Source organism: Vibrio breoganii (assembly GCF_001677275.1).
Lineage (GTDB): Bacteria > Pseudomonadota > Gammaproteobacteria > Enterobacterales > Vibrionaceae > Vibrio > Vibrio breoganii.
Map to the genome: position 1 here is coordinate 656,069 of NZ_CP016178.1, position 16,713 is coordinate 672,781.

General features: G+C 45.4%; 17 protein-coding genes. 3 read left to right on the forward strand and 14 right to left on the reverse strand.

What is annotated here, in order from left to right; genetic code table 11:
* Positions 1 to 99: 99 nt before the first annotated feature.
* On the forward strand, positions 100 to 672 hold the full coding sequence (locus A6E01_RS15905) for a prepilin-type N-terminal cleavage/methylation domain-containing protein (protein ID WP_017028176.1): 573 nt from the start codon (positions 100 to 102) through the stop codon (positions 670 to 672).
* 249 nt (positions 673 to 921) lie between these two features.
* On the opposite strand, the gene A6E01_RS15910 is transcribed toward A6E01_RS15905, so the two are convergent.
* The 14 genes from A6E01_RS15910 to A6E01_RS21670 all read right to left on the reverse strand — a co-directional run bounded on the left by A6E01_RS15910 (position 922) and on the right by A6E01_RS21670 (position 14,980).
* Positions 922 to 1,809 (reverse strand): IS5 family transposase, encoded by an 888-nt coding sequence (locus A6E01_RS15910; protein ID WP_065210695.1) that lies wholly within the window; start codon positions 1,807 to 1,809, stop codon positions 922 to 924.
* Between the two features lie 33 nt (positions 1,810 to 1,842).
* Positions 1,843 to 3,374, reverse strand: a protein-coding gene (locus A6E01_RS21010) for an IS3 family transposase (protein ID WP_371955530.1) whose coding sequence is annotated in 2 segments (ribosomal slippage) — positions 1,843 to 2,912 and positions 2,912 to 3,374 — 1,533 coding nt in all. Because the reading frame shifts where the segments join, the coding sequence is not laid out codon by codon here.
* 160 nt (positions 3,375 to 3,534) lie between these two features.
* Positions 3,535 to 4,608, reverse strand: coding sequence for a glycosyltransferase family 4 protein (locus A6E01_RS15925; protein WP_065210696.1), 1,074 nt, complete (start codon positions 4,606 to 4,608; stop codon positions 3,535 to 3,537).
* A complete protein-coding gene (locus A6E01_RS15930) occupies positions 4,586 to 6,103 on the reverse strand; it encodes a sigma-54-dependent transcriptional regulator (RefSeq protein ID WP_065210697.1) in 1,518 nt (505 codons plus the stop codon). Before A6E01_RS15930 ends, A6E01_RS15925 begins: the two co-directional genes overlap by 23 nt.
* A gap of 32 nt (positions 6,104 to 6,135) precedes the next feature.
* A complete protein-coding gene (locus A6E01_RS15935) occupies positions 6,136 to 6,576 on the reverse strand; it encodes an Hpt domain-containing protein (protein WP_065210698.1) in 441 nt (146 codons plus the stop codon).
* A gap of 57 nt (positions 6,577 to 6,633) precedes the next feature.
* Entirely contained in the window at positions 6,634 to 7,317 is a 684-nt protein-coding gene (locus A6E01_RS15940) for a P-loop NTPase family protein (protein WP_065210699.1), read from the reverse strand.
* Positions 7,317 to 9,401, reverse strand: coding sequence for an SLBB domain-containing protein (locus A6E01_RS15945; protein WP_017028181.1), 2,085 nt, complete (start codon positions 9,399 to 9,401; stop codon positions 7,317 to 7,319). The genes A6E01_RS15940 and A6E01_RS15945 overlap by 1 nt, the downstream gene beginning before the upstream one ends.
* Positions 9,388 to 10,215 carry an OmpA family protein gene (locus A6E01_RS15950; protein ID WP_065210700.1) on the reverse strand — a complete coding sequence of 276 codons (828 nt, stop codon included), beginning with the start codon at positions 10,213 to 10,215 and terminating at the stop codon, positions 9,388 to 9,390. The genes A6E01_RS15945 and A6E01_RS15950 overlap by 14 nt, the downstream gene beginning before the upstream one ends.
* A gap of 53 nt (positions 10,216 to 10,268) precedes the next feature.
* Positions 10,269 to 10,601 (reverse strand): STAS domain-containing protein, encoded by a 333-nt coding sequence (locus A6E01_RS15955; RefSeq protein WP_017028183.1) that lies wholly within the window; start codon positions 10,599 to 10,601, stop codon positions 10,269 to 10,271.
* A 220-nt stretch (positions 10,602 to 10,821) separates the two neighbouring features.
* On the reverse strand, positions 10,822 to 12,531 hold the full coding sequence (locus A6E01_RS15960; protein ID WP_017032226.1) for an ATP-binding protein: 1,710 nt from the start codon (positions 12,529 to 12,531) through the stop codon (positions 10,822 to 10,824).
* A gap of 24 nt (positions 12,532 to 12,555) precedes the next feature.
* Positions 12,556 to 13,098, reverse strand: a complete 543-nt coding sequence (locus A6E01_RS15965) for a heme NO-binding domain-containing protein (protein WP_017028185.1) — start codon at positions 13,096 to 13,098, stop codon at positions 12,556 to 12,558.
* Positions 13,099 to 13,193: 95 nt separating this feature from the next.
* On the reverse strand, positions 13,194 to 13,619 hold the full coding sequence (locus A6E01_RS15970) for an SOS response-associated peptidase family protein (protein ID WP_237334549.1): 426 nt from the start codon (positions 13,617 to 13,619) through the stop codon (positions 13,194 to 13,196).
* A 25-nt stretch (positions 13,620 to 13,644) separates the two neighbouring features.
* A protein-coding gene (locus A6E01_RS15975) for an IS3 family transposase (protein WP_167714325.1) occupies positions 13,645 to 14,723 on the reverse strand; the annotation gives its coding sequence in 2 pieces (ribosomal slippage) (positions 13,645 to 14,474 and positions 14,474 to 14,723; 1,080 coding nt in all).
* 50 nt (positions 14,724 to 14,773) lie between these two features.
* Positions 14,774 to 14,980, reverse strand: a complete 207-nt coding sequence (locus A6E01_RS21670) for an SOS response-associated peptidase family protein (RefSeq protein WP_335673599.1) — start codon at positions 14,978 to 14,980, stop codon at positions 14,774 to 14,776.
* Between the two features lie 275 nt (positions 14,981 to 15,255).
* Between A6E01_RS21670 and A6E01_RS15985 the strand changes: the two genes are divergently transcribed.
* Together A6E01_RS15985 and A6E01_RS15990 are read left to right on the forward strand one after the other, a co-directional pair.
* The gene (locus A6E01_RS15985; protein WP_065210701.1) at positions 15,256 to 15,966 is read left to right on the forward strand and encodes a DUF1223 domain-containing protein; all 711 of its coding nucleotides are present in this window, start codon (positions 15,256 to 15,258) and stop codon (positions 15,964 to 15,966) included.
* 112 nt (positions 15,967 to 16,078) lie between these two features.
* On the forward strand, positions 16,079 to 16,696 hold the full coding sequence (locus A6E01_RS15990) for a beta-phosphoglucomutase family hydrolase (RefSeq protein ID WP_017028188.1): 618 nt from the start codon (positions 16,079 to 16,081) through the stop codon (positions 16,694 to 16,696).
* Positions 16,697 to 16,713: the final 17 nt, after the last annotated feature.

The following is a 16,713-nucleotide window of genomic DNA, read 5'->3' on the forward strand; positions in this document are numbered from 1 at the left end:
CAACTAAGCTTCAGAGCGAATAAGCAATAGTGACCAGTGTGCATCTTAGACAATTGGAATATAATCAATAAGTTGCTTAGTAATTAATAGAGACAAGGAATGGTCAAAATAAAAGGCTTCACGCTAATCGAATTAGTGGTTGTACTCGTTATTCTAGGGGTACTCGCCGTTGTAGCTGCACCAAGATTTTTGAATCTGCAAAATGATGCCAGAATTTCTTTTATTCAGGGTGTTTCCGCAGCTATGGAAACTAGTGGAGTTCAAGTGAACGCCAAAGCTGTGATTGATAATGAAACAGGGCAAACAGGGAAAGTATACGATAAAGGCTTTAGTTCGCCGGATAACGGAATACCGGTTGCGTACGGTTTTGCTGATAGCCATTGGAACAACGCGTGGCGTTATCTGGTTGATATTGGAGAAGTGATTCCATATACAAACTTCAATTCAGTGTGTTCTGATTACTCGCTGTGTGGCGTAGGTAACCAAACCGTTAATAATATCAATCAGAGCATCTTACCTGACGCTGTGACTAAACCCGCTCCGAGTAACGCTAAAATGGTATTCATTTGGCCAGAAGGCTTCAAAATAGCGGATAGATGCTACGCGTATTACTACCACCCTAAAGTTGAGGGTGAAGATTCTCTTTATGGTTCTGTTACTGACGGCTGCTAACTACTTTTATTCTTGTGTCATGCATAGTCGGGCTTAATCTTGCCAACTCTTTTCCATTAAACCGAAAAGCAGATTCCCTTTTTCATGCGAATGACGGGGGGGTATTTTGCCCTTGTTAATCGCAATTTCTCTAACTTATTCGTCGACCGATCTCGAAGCAAACGAAGAAAGAACGAGATGTTTAGAGTATAGAGGGGCGTTGTTGATCAAATCAGGAAAAGGACGTAGCTATCCTACGGAACTTGCCAGCTAGCTTCTAATGGGCATACCTAGCCCTAGGACTTTATTCATCGCCTTGACATTTGCCAACGCCTCACCAACTTGAGCGTTATAACATCTCAAGCTCAATGTTCCGCTAGTCAGTCCTTTATATCGGGACATTGCCGTCTCAGAGATTGAACGGTCGTGATAGCCAGAGTCAGTTTTCCACTGAGCTAACGAATCGCTTTTAAGTGCATCGACCACTTTATTCCGAGGGTGTCCCTCTTCCCAATAACCAGCATTTTTCCGAGGAGGTATGAGAGGTTTGCAACCCTTATTCTGCAATACTTCATGGCACTTTTTCGTGTCGTAAGCACCATCTGCTGATACAGAATGCACTTTTCTACGAAGCGGATTCAGCAATGTTGGGAGAGCTTCACTATCACCGACATTGACGAGGCTGACTTCTGCGCTAATCACATCATGAGTATCAACATCAACGGCCAGATGCAGTTTACGCCAAGTCCGACGTTTTTCTGCTCCATGCTTTTTAACTTTCCATTCACCTTCACCAAAGACTTTCAGACCTGTTGAATCAATAGCAATATGGCGAACTGAGCCTTTAGATTTGTTCTTGTATTGTACCTGAACGGTCTTTGAGCGCTTGCTAATACTGCTGTAGTTTGGGGAGCGCAAAGGGACGTTCATCAAGGCAAAAATGGAGTCGATAAAACCTTGAAGCGCACGTAACGGGAGTGAGAATATCCCTTTAACCATCAAAGCGGTTTCAATAGCAGTATCAGAAAACTGAAAGCCTCTGCCACGTTTTCCATGGTGTCTTTTGCATTGCCACGCTTCAACGGCTGAGTCGTCAATCCAAAACGTTACTGAGCCTCGCTTACACAAGGCTTCATTATACTCACTCCAATTCACTATCGGCGTTTTTCAAGGTAGTTGTCGCCTCGGTGCTTAAGCTGCTTGTTTTTCGTTCTCCGGATTTAATTCAACCTCAGTTACCGGAGACCAGTTTCTCGTCTCTTTTGACCATCTCTCAGGCTTGTTCAACTGAGCCAATTTATAAACCTCATCACGCTGCTTGAGGAGCGCCGTGTCTTGCCCCTCATGTTTTTGCTCAGGAGTAACAAAATTAATCCTGCTATGTCGATGTTCTGTGTTATACCAACGCACGAACTCCATAGTCCACTGCCGGACCTCTTCTAAGGATTTGAAGCCTTCAGATGGCCAGCGCCTACAGTATTTCACCGTCCTGAACAGTGATTCTGAGTACGGGTTGTCGTTGCTCACTCGTGGTCGGCTGCGAGAGCCTGCAACACCTAACTCTTGCATTTTGGCTAGCATCGTCAGGCTCTTCATCGGGCTTCCATTATCTGAATGAAGCACTACCGACTGACCTACGCACTTTTCAGACCAGACCGTTCGCTCCAACAGGTTGGCTGCATGCTCCCCCGATTCGCATTCGTGAACCTCCCAGCCAACGATTTTTCGGCTAAAGATATCCTCAATCATGTAGAGGTAATAATGCTGGCCGATCACGGTCGTCGGACAGTAGGTAATATCCCAACTCCACACCTGATTAGGCCCGGTAGCCTTATGACTGGTTGGTTTTTTTAGTGTACCTTTCGGCTTATCTTTACCTCGATGGGTGAGTTGGTTGTTTTCTTTCAACACCCGGTAAAACGTTGATTCCGATGCAAGATAGATCCCATCATCAGCTAATCTGGGCACGATCTGACTTGGTGGTAAATCAGCAAATTCACCTTCATTACACACGATTAAGATCTGCTGCCGTTCATCCTCTGCAAGCTTATTTGCTGGCTCTGGCCTATCAGCTAAAGGTCTTCTATCCGCTGATAATTCACCATCATTCATCCAGCGTTGTAGCGTACGGAGCGACAGGCCAATCTCCTGACAGGCCTGCTTCTTTCTGGCACCAGAGGCTACTGCCTCATCAATCAGCTTGATGTAATATCGCCTATCTGGGAAGGTGGTTAATGCCCCTCGTCTTCCCCCCAGTAGGCATTTAGCTTTTTTCTTAGCACCAACAGTGCCGCGGTCTCAGCTAATGCAGCATCTTTGCGCTTTAGCTCCTTTTCTAGCTCCTTAATTCGCTTTCGATCTTCCTTGCGCTCTTGAGCTAGCAGCTTAGGTGTCTGAGTCGTTTTTTCATTGCCCGCAATACAGCTAAGCTTCCACTGCTTGACCTGCTCTGGATACAGCCCTTTTTCTCGACAATATTTGCTTAACTCGACTTCAGATAATGCGGCAGTTTCAAGTACTACTGCAAACTTCTGCTCTGCGGACCAACCATTTGAACTATGACCTTTTGACACTCTTAATCCTGTTGCTGAGTATTTCTTTTTCCATCCGTACAGGGTAGATACACTGATGCGTTCCTGCCGGGCAAACTCACTCAATGATAAACCACTTTCAATAAGCTTTTGAACCATGGCTTTCTTATGATCTTCTGGATATAGCTTCACCTAAAGTAACTTACCGCTCCCTGTCTGAATAATTAAGTTCTAACAGAGGCGACAACTATCCTGACACAGGGGGCTATCTTCTTCTTCGATTTACCCATAACACCACCATGCTTCTACTACATGGGATCAGATCGCAGGATTGAGAAAAGGTTCAACTGATTTAGTCAACAACGCCGTATAGAGGAAGGATCTGGGGTACTACGGCTTCGGTGGAAAACTGTGACTCTATGGTCTCTTTGGCATTTTCTGCCAGCGTTTCTCGTTCGCTTTCGGTGCTGTTAAGCCATTCGTCTAGTAATAGCGCAAGCTCTTCTGTGCTATCGGCTATCCATCCGTTATGGCCGTGGTCGATTAATCTTTCTAACGCGCCGATATTGAGCGTCAGCACAGGGATACCTCGCGCCATCGCTTCTAGCGCGGTCATAGGCAGTCCTTCATAGCGAGAAGATATCACCAATAAACCAATGTTTTCCCAGCATTGGCTCATGTTCTTTTGAAATCCTAAAAACTCTGCGTTAGTGACTTTGCGATCCTGGAGCCCTTCCCTTAAAGGGCCGTCCCCATACAAATAGAAAGACTCATCGGGATGCTGCTCGGCGAGATCTAAGAAACGGTCAGGGCCTTTCTCAACGCTCAAACGTCCCACAAAGGCAATCTGTTTACCTTCGCTTTGTTTAGAACCTTGTGTGGAAACAAAGTTGTTTAGAAACAAACTCTTAACGGGAAGGCGGGCTTGTATTTCTGGGCTCACACATAGGCTCTGATCGGATAGTAAGGAGCTGTAGCGATCAAGCCAGTCGTAGAGGCGAACCTTTCCTTTGGGGACTTCACCTGCGTGGTAGGTGCTGATCTGCTTGGTTTGTTGTGTGGTGGTTTTTACCGCGAGTTTGCTGACAATGCTGGCTTTATAGCCATGAGCGTGCACTGCAATGGGCTTTAATTGAGCAATGGCCTTTCGCAGTTCAAGGGTTTGCTTAACTAACGAGTGATGGTTTTCATTATCGAGCAGTGTGTGCAGGTAACTGTAGGGGATATTGTGCTTTTCAAGCTTGGCGATGATAGCCGATGGTTCATTAAAGCGAGTAAGTAGAATGACTCGTAAGGGCACTTTGTAAAACGCGATGCCTCGCGCCAGTTCCAATACATGGGTTTCAATGCCCCCAAAGGTAAGGCTGTCTAATAACAACCATACCTCTTGAGGGTTGATGGGATCACTCACTGACTTGTAAGTCATCTTCGGCTTCCCACTGTTGTTTCTTTCGATAAACAGTCGATGGGCTGAGTTCAAGCATGACAGCGGCATTTAGGACATTGCCGTCGCACACCTTAATTGCGTTCTGGATGGTTTCTTTTTCCACTTGCCACATGGGCCTTACTGCAAATGTAGACGATGATTCGCTACTCACTGTTGTTGGAGCTTGCTGTGATTCAGTAGGCGAGGTGATCTGGTTAACTACGGGTTCGACATTTGTTGCTGGTGGCGCTTGTACAGCAACAGGTGCAGGAGTCAGTGTTGCTACTGCTGCTGGTATTGCTACCACAGCAGGTTTAGCTGGGTTGACACTGTTAAGTGGTGGTGGAAGTTGGCTTGCTTCAACCTTAGTGCCATCGTTGAGTACAACCACGTTTCGCATAATATTTTGCAGCTGCCTAACGTTGCCAGGCCAAGGGTAATCCTTGAGGATAGACTCAACCTCTGTGGACAATCCAGTAAAGCCCTTGCCGTCTTGCTTGGAGTACAGTTTAACGAAGTGCTTAGCGAGAGTGACGATATCTTTGTCTCGCTCGCGCAAAGCGGGCAGTTCAATAGGGATAACATGCACTCGATAATAGAGATCCTCACGGAATCGTCCCGCTTCTATTTCTTTTAAGGGATCTTTATTGGTTGCGCAGATGATTCTCACGTCCGCTTTTAATTCTTTGCTACCCCCTAGCGGGGTGACACAGCCGGTTTGTAAAAAGCGCAGTAGTTTTTTCTGCATCTCCAGTTCCATCTCGCACAATTCGTCGAGGAACAAGGTGCCACCGTGTGCCTGCATCGCCGCGCCTTTGCGGTCGGTGGTAGCGCCGGTAAATGCGCCTTTAACGTGACCGAAAATCTCACTTTCCATCAGATCTCTTGGAATCGCACCACAGTTGAGGGCGACAAAGGGTTTGTCTGCGCGTTTACTCTGTTTGTGTAGCGCTTCAGCACACACCTCTTTACCTGTACCACTCTCACCGTTGATAAATACGCTGGCGGTAGTAGGGGCGGCAGATTCAATGATCTTGTAGACCGCCTGCATAGGTAAGCTAGACCCAATGAAACCGTGGAAGTTAGGGCGATCAAACTTAGTCTCTAGCTTATTCACCAAGTTTTCTAATTTGGTGCGCTTAAGGTGCAGGGCAACCGATGTTTTTAACCTGTCTGCGGTAATCGGCTTTTCTAGGAAGTCATCAGCGCCTTTTTGAATCAGACTCACCGCAGTATTTACTGAGCCGTGGGCAGTGGCGATGATCACTGAGGTCGGGATTTCGTTTTCCTTGATCCAATCAAGGATTTCCTCTCCGGTAGTGTCGGGGAGTTTGAGATCAAGAATGACCAATTGCGGAGCGTGGTGCTCTATAAAACGTTTGGCATCCTTGCCTGTCTCTACATGAAACAGATCATAGGGTTCGTCTTTTACATACTGCTTATAGAGTATGGCTAGTGAGTTGGAGTCCTCGACTAGTAGTACTTTTGGCTCCATGAAACGTCCTTTTAAACCAATGACTTATTAATTTATAGGCTTTCTTTAAGGCTTTGCAATGCTTGTTGTGACTGAATTGCCAAATCTTTGAGTAAGGCACCGTTTTTTAGTGCCTCAGCATGATCTTGTTGCAAACAAGACTGTTCTACCGATTTTGCCAACTTGCCCAGTGCTGCAACGCCGATGGCAAGCGACGTACCTGCTAAGGTATGAGTTTCAAACTCTAATGTTTGGTAGTCTTCTTCACTTATTGCTTTGTTGATGATCTCTAAGCGTCCTTGCGATTCTTCCAAATAACTGTCTATAAGTAACGGAAGAATTTCGATACTGGTGTCGCTAATGATCTGCTCTATAACTGCGTTATCTATAAGTTGTTCTGATGGCACGACAATGACTTCCTTTTCTTGCTGTATCTGTTCTGTACGTTGCAAAGGGCTGGCTTTGTAAAGAGAGTGTAAAAAGCGTCTTAACATTTAGTATTCCTTTTATCGCCCATTATTTCTAGTTTTTGTTTCACACTATTTACGTGATCACACGGTGTGATTCAGTATTGGCGCGCTTTTAATGACGTTTTGAAGTGCTCGTTTAACTAATGATGGTATGAATTTTCGTCGGTTAATGATGTTTAACAGCTGTTGGGATAAGGTCTGTTGAGAGTATTGATTAATGATGATGCCGCATACGTTGGCATTGGCGTCACTCAGGTAACTAAGAGCGTTTGACAGTTCTTCTTTGCTAGTTGCGCCACCTGTAACAGCCAAAAGGGTGGCCTCACAAGCATTAGCGATGACTGCACTTGGCAACTCAGATTGATGACTATTAAGGGAGCCTACATCGACTATGATTCGGTCATAATCGGCTAGCCAATGCTCCATCTTTTGGCTTAGGGCTCTTGGATCGCGAAAGGCGATTTGTTCTGATTGAGTAGTAGGTACCGAGATTCCGGAAAACAACTGCATAGTAGTTGTGTTTGAAATCCAGTCCCCGTTGGCTTCACAAGGCAATAATGCAGGCTCAAAAGCTGGGTTATCCAGATTTAGGTCCACCAGCAGGGTTCTGTAACCCGCTAGCATGTAGTGCTCCGCCAGTGTTGAAGCAAATCGAGTGACACCACAACCCGGCTTGTCGCCAGTGATACAGATGCTGCGCGTTTTTGCCAACTCAAGCTTAAGGAACGTCTGCTCTAACTCTGGGTGTAGACGGTTAATGCTCATTACAACGCTCCTATCAATACTATGGTAGTGGCAATCTTCAACACATCATCAAGCCCATTTCGCGCTTTTTCCATCAAGCTCTCTCGTTGGTGAGGGATGTAAACAGTGTCTCCCGCGCGAATTACTGGAAGCTTTCTGAAGTTGGCCGTTTTGCTGAAATCAACAAGGTCGAAGACTCGCGCTTGGCTCTGGCAGCAAGACATGTTTACGACGCTGATTTTCTCAAGGTAGGCTTGCTCACTTGGACCACCCGCTTCAGCAAGCAAATCTAGGATGGTCATGTTGTCATCAAACACGTAGCGACCGGGATTGTTCACTGCACCGAGCACACGAACGGTTGATTCTTTAGAGCGGTCTAGCCAGTTTTTGTCTTTCTCTGGGATATAGATGGTATCGCCTGTTCTTACTACAGGAAGCAAAGACTCATCGCCTGTTTCAAAGTAAAGAGAAAGGTTTAGCTTGCTTACGCGAGAGTAGCTTTTATCGCGATGTGTGATGCGAATGTTGTGAATGTCTGCTTCGCCTGTAGGACCATCTGCTGCAGATAGAATATCTAGAAAATGCATCTCTTTGGTAAAGCGGTAGCGACCGGGAGCATTGACTTGGCCAAACACGTAGATAGAGGCTTCTGATTTTTGACGTACCCACTGTGATTTATTGTCTGATGGGTCTTGAGGCAAGTCGTGAACTCGCACAATTGAACCAGCTGAGATATTTGGAAGCTGCGATCTCTTTGCGCCATTTCGGATATAGGCATCCAAATCAAAGACTTGTACTTTGCGTTCACTGTCTACCACTTCAATTGTAGTGGTATCAGCGCGCAGTGTAGGGCCGCCCACATGAGCAAGCAGGTCCATCAAGTCCATTTCATCAGACCATTCGATACGTCCTGGGCGAACTACCTCACCAATGATGTTTACCGCGCGATCTGGTGATACTTTCAGCCAAGACTTTTCATTCATGTCAGTTTTTTCTGGAACAAAGATAGCGTCGCCGTTTTCAATGGCCGGTGGGCGTACGCCGCCAATACCTTCAGTAAATGCGGTTAGGTCAAATCTGATCACTCGACCGTTGGCCTTGATTAGACGAATTTGACGAGACTCAGCAAAGCGAGTTGGACCTCCTGCATTGGCAAGGATATCCATAAAGGTAGCGCCTGGTTTACTTTCAAATGCGCCTGGAGCTGCAACTTCGCCCATCACATAAACCATGTTAGCGCCTGACTTGATTTCTTCTTCCATCTTAGGAACAAACACAATTGAACCCGGGTTTAGCTTGGGCAACATTGAGTCGTCACCGCTGTCTAGGTAGCGCTTAAGGTTGAACGTAGTAGGGCTGTTGTCCGAGATAACTCGAATCTGTTCAACACTTGCGTAGCGAGTCACACCACCAGAGCGCATGATGATGTCAACAAGGTCTGTATCTGTTTTGAAGCTAAAAGAACCGGGAGCATTTACTTCACCAAACACCTTAATTGCTTTGCGTGAATCGCCACTGTCTCCCGAATTAGCAAGTTTAGCAGCGTCAAACTCTTGCTCAATATTGCCTACCATAGGAGAGGCCGGCACAAAGATAGTGTCTAGAGATTTAAGCTTTGGCAAAGTAGAATCATCGCCAGAATCTAGGAATTTTTTGTAGTTGAATTCTTTGGTCTCGCTACCACGCTTGATGTGTAGCTTATTAAGCTGAGCGCCAGGGCGAATACCGCCTGCCGCGTACAGCGCCATTTGCACTGTTGATGACTCAGGTAGGGTATATTCCCCTGGTGAGCGAACATAGCCTTGAATAGAGAGCAGAATTTGGCGCTCTGCAACATAAATGCTGGCGTTGGACAGGTCGCGAAACACCTTGCTTAGTGCATCTTTAACCACTTTTTGCAGCTGGTCTTCTTCGTAACCTGCTACATAAGTAGGGCCCACCTCTGGAAGTGAGATACGTCCTGATTTGTCCACCTGAAAGCCTTTGTTAAGAGACGCTTCTCCTGGAAGGTTGACCTGAACAAGGTCACCAATCTGAACGGGTTTCGCAAATACAGAAAAGCTGATGCTGACCATTAGGATAAGTAGAGCCTTAAAGATGTTCATAGCCGCCTCCTTGCGCATTAGTTGACACAATATCTATGCTAACGCGACGGTTGGTTAGGCGAATTGCAGGTGTATCGCCATCGGTAAGGGGTAGGGTTTCACCTACAGAAAGGGTTTGTATGCGAGCCGTTTCTAAACCAAATATCACAAGGTAACGTTCAACTTGCTTAGCACGGCCCATTGCTAGCTTTTCGTTGTACTCAGCCGTTCCTGCCATATCAGCATGACCAGTAACGCTAAGTTTTAGGTGTTTGTGCTGCTTTAAAATGCCAGCTGCCTCTGCAAGGTGACCCATGTATTTTGGGTTTATCTCGGTAGAGCCCACTGCAAACTGATTGTCTACGTTAAGTAGGTCAACGAGCTGCGTAATAACGGCTTTATCACTTTGAAATGATGCATTTTGCGACGGTGGTACACACTCTGTTTCGCTAGTGACGTAATCTAGTTGTAGCTCCAGTTTGTTTAGATTCTTTCTCAAAATGACGATGTCGTTGGCCGCATCAAGAAGAAGACCACCTTCTAGTTCTCGTGCAATGCGTTTTTCTTTGGTTTCTGCCTGCACGACCGATGCAGGGAAACACCATTCAGCGCCTTGGTTGATAAGGCTATCAAGCTGCAAGCGAGCTAAATGAAAATCAAATCGTAGACCGTGTTCTGGGCCTAGTGGCTCTTCAGGAAATACGGGAGAGAAATCAGACATGGCAGTGTATTCGCCCATACCACCTTGGCCTTCGTCTGGGTAGCTTGAACAGCCAGCCATTACCAATGCTACTAGTAATGTAGTGCCTGCTTTAAGTGGGTTACTCCATTTCATCTTTTCTCTCCTGAATCCCTTGTATTAACTGTTCACTTCCATGTGAATAGCGATCAGTGCTCAAGCTCTGCTGTTTGTGTGGTTAATGGAATCGCTTGTCCAATGCGCAGTAGTTCCATCATTTTTTGAGGCTGCCCATGGACGTTCTTGATGCTCATGATGCGATCGCTTTCTACTAGACGTTTGTAGAGGTAGACAATGGCGCCAATGCCTGACGTATCCATGAAGTCCACATGCTCCAAATCAATCTCGATTTGAGGGTGATCATCGTCTGTCAGTACATCATCAATACAAAGCTGAGCTTCTTTACTTGCTTGTGCATTGAAGTCGCCAAATACCGCTAGAGTAAGTAGGTTTTCACTTGATTCAATTTTGCGTAGTTCCATGATGTTCTCTCCGTTTAAGAATCGCTTCAGTGAGCGTACTTAGTAGATAGCAGGAACCGTGCCAAAAAATAAAAACAGTAAATACAATGGCTTAGTGTGGAGTGTCAAAATGAGAAATGAGGATTCTTAAATTGAGAACTGGGATTTCTTAGAAAAGCAGGGACTAATAACAAAAAAAAGGCCCACGCAATGTGAGCCTGTATGAGGATGCTATGAGGCGTTAGTTATGGCACCATTTCACGAGCATGTTTTGAATGTCTGCTGACCGATAAGGTTTGGTTAAAACGTCATCCATACCTGATTTAAAACACTGTTCTCTCTCCGTTAATGTGGTGCTGGCGGTTAACGCGATGATAGGCATTTTCATTCCTAATTCGCGAATCTTTCCGGTGGCTTCAAAACCGTCCATTTCTGGCATTCGACAATCCATCAACACCATGTCGTACGCTTTATTCTGTGCTGCAGTCACCGCCTCGACACCATTATTGGCAATATCAGGCTTGATATTGAGCTTAGTGAGCATTTCATTGATGATGATTTGATTCATGCGAATATCATCAACCACCAACACTGACAGGTGCTTAGGTAGCAACTTGTTCAGTTGTTTAGCAGGGTCTTTGGCAGCGCTGGCGAGCTGTTCGACCTTACTTAGGGGGATATTCCCAGTAAAGGTGGTACCGACGTTGATAGTACTCTCAAGCTTAATCGAGCCGCCCATCAATTGAATGAGTTGGTTACAGATAGCCAGTCCAAGACCTGTGCCTTCGAAGTTTCGTTTACTGGAACGGTCTACTTGAGTGAAAGGCTGGAACAGCTTTTTCTGAGCGTTGGGGCTGATTCCGATACCCGTATCAATCACTTCAAACTGCAAACTGTCACTGTGCCAGTCTAGGTTTAGAGTAACTGAACCCTCATCGGTAAACTTAACGGCGTTACCAATAAGGTTGACGAAGATCTGCGTGATGCGCTCCATATCACCCTCAACCGCCTTTGGCACCTTGTCGGAGACATTGACGATAAAGCTGAGAGACTTTTCTCGCGCTTTAGAGTTGAAAATACTAGAAAGCGTCTTAAGTAAGGATTTAATCTCAAACTTACGAGGAAGTAGGGTAAACATGTCCGCATTGATCTTACTGTAATCAAGGAGATCATTAATAATCACCCTCAAAAACTCGCCTGATTGAGATAGGTTCTCGACCAACTCTTTTTGATGTTCATCCAATTTAGTATCTTGCAGAAGCTCCGAGCTGCCCAGCAGTCCGTTAAGAGGCGTGCGAAGTTCATGGTTTATCATGGCAAGGAAATCACGAGTGGCGCGCTCTGATTGTTCTGCTTTTTTGCGCGATTCGATATTGCGATAGATGATTTGTTGCCGGTTCACCGCTCTACAAAGCAAGTCGGCGATCAGCCTTAGTGGCTGCTCAATAAATTGATTGTCTTGCTCGGTGTCTTGGATCTTTAGACTCAGCAAACCAATCTTTTCTCTATTGACGATAAGCGGTATATCAAGCTGTGAGCCTCGCCATTGTAGCTTAAGGCTATTCGGGTCGACCTCGATCTCAGAGCCATAAAAGGGTTTCTTTAACCCAAGATTGAGATTGGGTTTAAGTTCAAGGTAACACGCCCTTACCAGCGTGGTATCACACACCTTACCGACAAGATTAGATAGAAGAACGTCATCTAAATGATGGTCGAGAAAGGCGCGACCAAAGTAGATGAGCAGTGAGTCGATTTGCTGTTGGAACTCAAGCTTTAGAATGTCTTGCGCTGAAGATTTCTCCAATTGCGCTACGGCAAGTTCAAGCTTTTGGTTGGCCTCAAACAGCTCAAGACTTTTTTGTTCGAGCAAGTTTTCAGCTTGCTTACGCGAAGCCATCTCTCGCGCAAGCTTTCGTTCAATCAGTCTGATATCAACGCTTTGATCTGTCATCGCCAATTACTCACCAAACTGGGGTTAGCTAACAAGGGTGATATTGAAGCGAACTTCACTTCCCGTTTCATTAAGTGGCTTCATGTGGATATCAAGCTTTTGTTCAAAGTGGTTGGCGCATCCCTTAATTAGCCCTAGACATACATGAGACATACAACGAGCACTCTTATAATTTAATACAAGCTCTGTTTCGCTTTCTGAAATAAACTCAAATGAGGGCGGGACTGCATCGGGATAGAGTTTCTTAACCTCAACGTGGATGTAATCTTCTACGTGTCGAATGAACTCGAAGCTATTGGTGCTTTGTGCCACTGCCGCTGCTGGTGGCATGGTTGCTAGTAGCTTCTTAAACACAGATTCCCCAAACACTTCCTGCAATTGATCGGCTGGTACATCTGATGTTTTACTGAGGTTTACGATCAGTTTAACTAGGTCTTTATGGTCGTAACTTCCTACAGAGGTATAGATACCTTGGTCTTCAGACATTTCTAATACTTGGTCTAACACCTCAAGGCCAAAGTGATTCTCTACCAAGTCTAAAAATTCAGTAAAAATGATTCCTTTCATTTGAGCTCTCTTAACAATTGTGCATCTCTGTTAACGATTCTTGTACAAACTCACTTAAAAAACAATTACTTCTGTCGTTTTTGTGCATGCTGTATCTAGAAAAGGGAAAGGTTTTGCATAGGCTCTATGGGCTCGGCTTTGGCCACAAAAGGGATTTGGCTGTTTTTAGTGAGTAGTCTTTTCGCCTGATGCGGATCGCTAGCCCATTGCTGAGCGTCTTTGACGTCAAACAGAAGGGGCATTCGATGGTGATAACTGGCGTACTCGTTATTGGGTTCTGTGGTAAGGGTAACAAAGTGACCATTGCCCATAGCTAACCCTGCCATTAAGAACCCTTGTGAACTTTTGACTGGATTGAACTGAAATTTCTGTTTTCCTGATTCTGTGGTGACCCATTCATACCAACCGCTGCACGGCACTATGATTCTATTGTGATTAAACGCTTCTCTAAAGGTAGGCTTAGACTCTATGGTTTCTGAGCGAGCATTAATGATGAGTTGTTTCGACGGTAATCCTCCCATTAATAACGGCACTTGTTCGTAGAATTTATGCGGCTATTTTCAGTGGTGGATGCCCTCCATTCGCTTTGTGTGGGCGTTCATGGTTGTAGAACCAAAGCCAACGAGTTGCTTTATCTTGTACTTCCGCTATCGAATCAAATAGATACTTGCTTACCCAACTAAATCGGACGGTTCGGTTGAAACGCTCAACATAAGCATTTTGCTGAGGATTACCTGGCTGTATATAGTCAATACGAATACCTCGATTTTTAGCCCATTCAATAAAATGACCGCTGATAAACTCCGGCCCATTATCACAGCGAATGGCGATAGGCTGTTCTCGTTGCTCGATTATCTGCTCTAGAGCCCTAACAACTCTTTCTGCTGGTAAAGAGAAATCAGCTTCGATAGCTAATCCTTCACGCTTAAAGTCATCAATGACATTAAACAGGCGGTAATTACGTCCATCGGAAAGTTGATCGTGCATAAAATCAATAGACCAAACTTGATTCGGCTTGATCGGGTCTTTTAGTGGCTCTGGTACATTACGATTTAGTCGTCTTCGCGGACGGATACGCAGATTTAGAGCCAGTTCGCAGTATATGCGATAGACCCGCTTGTGATTCCAAGTATGCCCCTTAACATTGCGAAGATAGTTAAAGCACAATCCAAAACCCCAGTCAGACTCGTCTTCGGCCAACTCAGTAAGCAACTGAGCTATCTGTTCATTCTCAGGTTGCCCTTTTGATTGATACCGATAGCAAGTCTCACTGACACTAAACCAACGGCAAGCCTGTCGTATGCTAATTGTGTTGTTCGCCACCGAGTGCTGAGCCATCTTGCGACGCTCACAGGGCTTCACCACTTTTTTGCCATGGCTTCAGATATGACTTCGGCTTTTAAGCGCTCTTCCGCGTACATCTTTTTAAGGCGACGATTTTCATCTTCAAGCTCTTTCATTCGAGCCATAAGGGAAGCGTCCATACCTCCGTATTTTGAGCGCCACTTATAGAAGGTTGCGCTGCTCATACCATGCTCTCGGCAAAGCTCTGGGATCGGGGTTCCCGCTTCTGCATGTTTTAAGATCGAGAGGATCTGACTGTCCGTGTATCGTGATTTTTTCATGTTGAATCTCCTGTATTAACTATACGAGAAAATTCTACTTTTTCATGCTGTTACTTTTTGGGGGGATTACCCGACCACTTTGGTTGAACACCCCAATGCATTTGTTGCTGCTTAAGATGGGACTGAGTAGATGCAATGACCCCAACCGACTGGGTAGGGCGCACATCGTGATTTGTCGAGGGATGAAACTCAAGACCCAGAGAGTCTGATATCCACTGCGCTAAAGGATCATCTGTGATGTTTAATCGTCCACACATCTATCTTCTATCTCTGCTGGAGGTCCTGTTAATAAGTTAGCACAGTTAAAACAGTGAAAGAGAATAGGCATAGCTCAGGTCTGTAATACCAATCGTACTAAATAATTGTTCATTCTAGCTGGTTAAAATGCTCGATAACGGCGTTAGAATTTTTGATTGTAGAATTACTACTTATCAAAAAGTTCTGCCTTGTTCTCAAGCATTTTTCCTGCGCTATTTCTGATCACTTACTTAGTGTGATTGGTATAAACAACCCTTTTAGTAGGAGTACACGGATGCGTTTTACACTATTACTCGCCATGATGGTGCCTAGCTTACTGCAAGCTCAGGTTTGGACTCACGAAGGAAAACCAGCCTATGTCATTGAGCTCTTTACATCGGAAGGGTGCTCTAGTTGCCCGCCTGCGGATCAATATCTTTCTCAATATACCGAAACCGACACGTTATGGGACGACTATATTCCTTTAGCCTACCACGTAGATTATTGGGATTATATTGGTTGGAAAGACCGCTTTGCTCACCCCTCTTATAGTCAAAAGCAGAGGCTGTATCGAAGCTATGGTGTCGTTGATAGCGTTTATACTCCGGGCTTTGTGGTAAATGGTGCGGAGTGGAAAGGGTTCTTTAGTTATCGGACAAGAACGCTTCCAGATATTGAAGCGCCGAGCGCCACACAGCTGCAGCTAAAACGAGATAATTATAATTACACTGTCACTTTTTCAGGCAATGAGCAATACACTGCGCACATTGCATGGTTAGCAATGAACGAAACCACGCCCGTTAAGCGAGGTGAAAATCGAGGCAAAACCCTCAAGCACGACTTTGTTGTTATCGAGAAGCAGCAGAAGAATGCTGCCGGAAAATGGGGCTTCTCATTGAACAATCGACAGCCCGTTGCACAAATAGATGCTGTCGCTGTGTGGTTAACTAAGCCTAAAGACTTTGTTCCTGTGCAAACCGTAGCGGGTTGGATAGACAAACCGTGATCGGTAAAAGCTGAGGCAAGAGTCGTTTGGTCAACGAAATGGCATTGTTTTGTCATTTTAGTCTGCTATGGTGTGAATATAGTTCCCGTTAACAGATTAAGAGAGACCAAGGATGCAGCCAAAACTTGAACAATATCAGGGTATTATATTTGATATGGATGGCACCCTGATTGATACCATGCCAGCGCACGTCGCCGCGTGGGAGCAGACGGCTAAAGAGTTTGGATTCGATTTCGACCCTAAATGGCTTCACAGCCTTGGGGGGATGCCAAGTCCTAAGATTGTTTTGGAAGTAAACCGACGCTTTGGCTTAGAGTTGGATCCAATACAGGTTTCTAGCTTTAAAATGTCTCAGTTTGCCAACAATGACGCTAAGGGTGAGTTGATCGGCATTACCCATCAGGTGCTGTTAGATCAGATGCAAATCAAGAAAGTGGCGATAGGTACAGGGGCACAGCGTGACAGTGCTCATGATCTGTTAAAGGCTCGTGGCGTATTTGATTATTTTGATACGGTTGTGACCGCTACAGAGGTGAATAATCATAAACCATTCCCAGATACCTTTTTGCAGGCGGCTGAAAACATGCAATGCCAACCTACTGAGTGTGTGGTGTTTGAGGATACGCTATTAGGCTTACAGGCAGCGCATTCTGCAGGTATGGATTGCTATCTAGTGACAGATTCTGGCTTTGTGTTTAAACCAGTGAACGAGGCGGCGTTTACAGAGTAGGCGATTTAGTTCTCGAA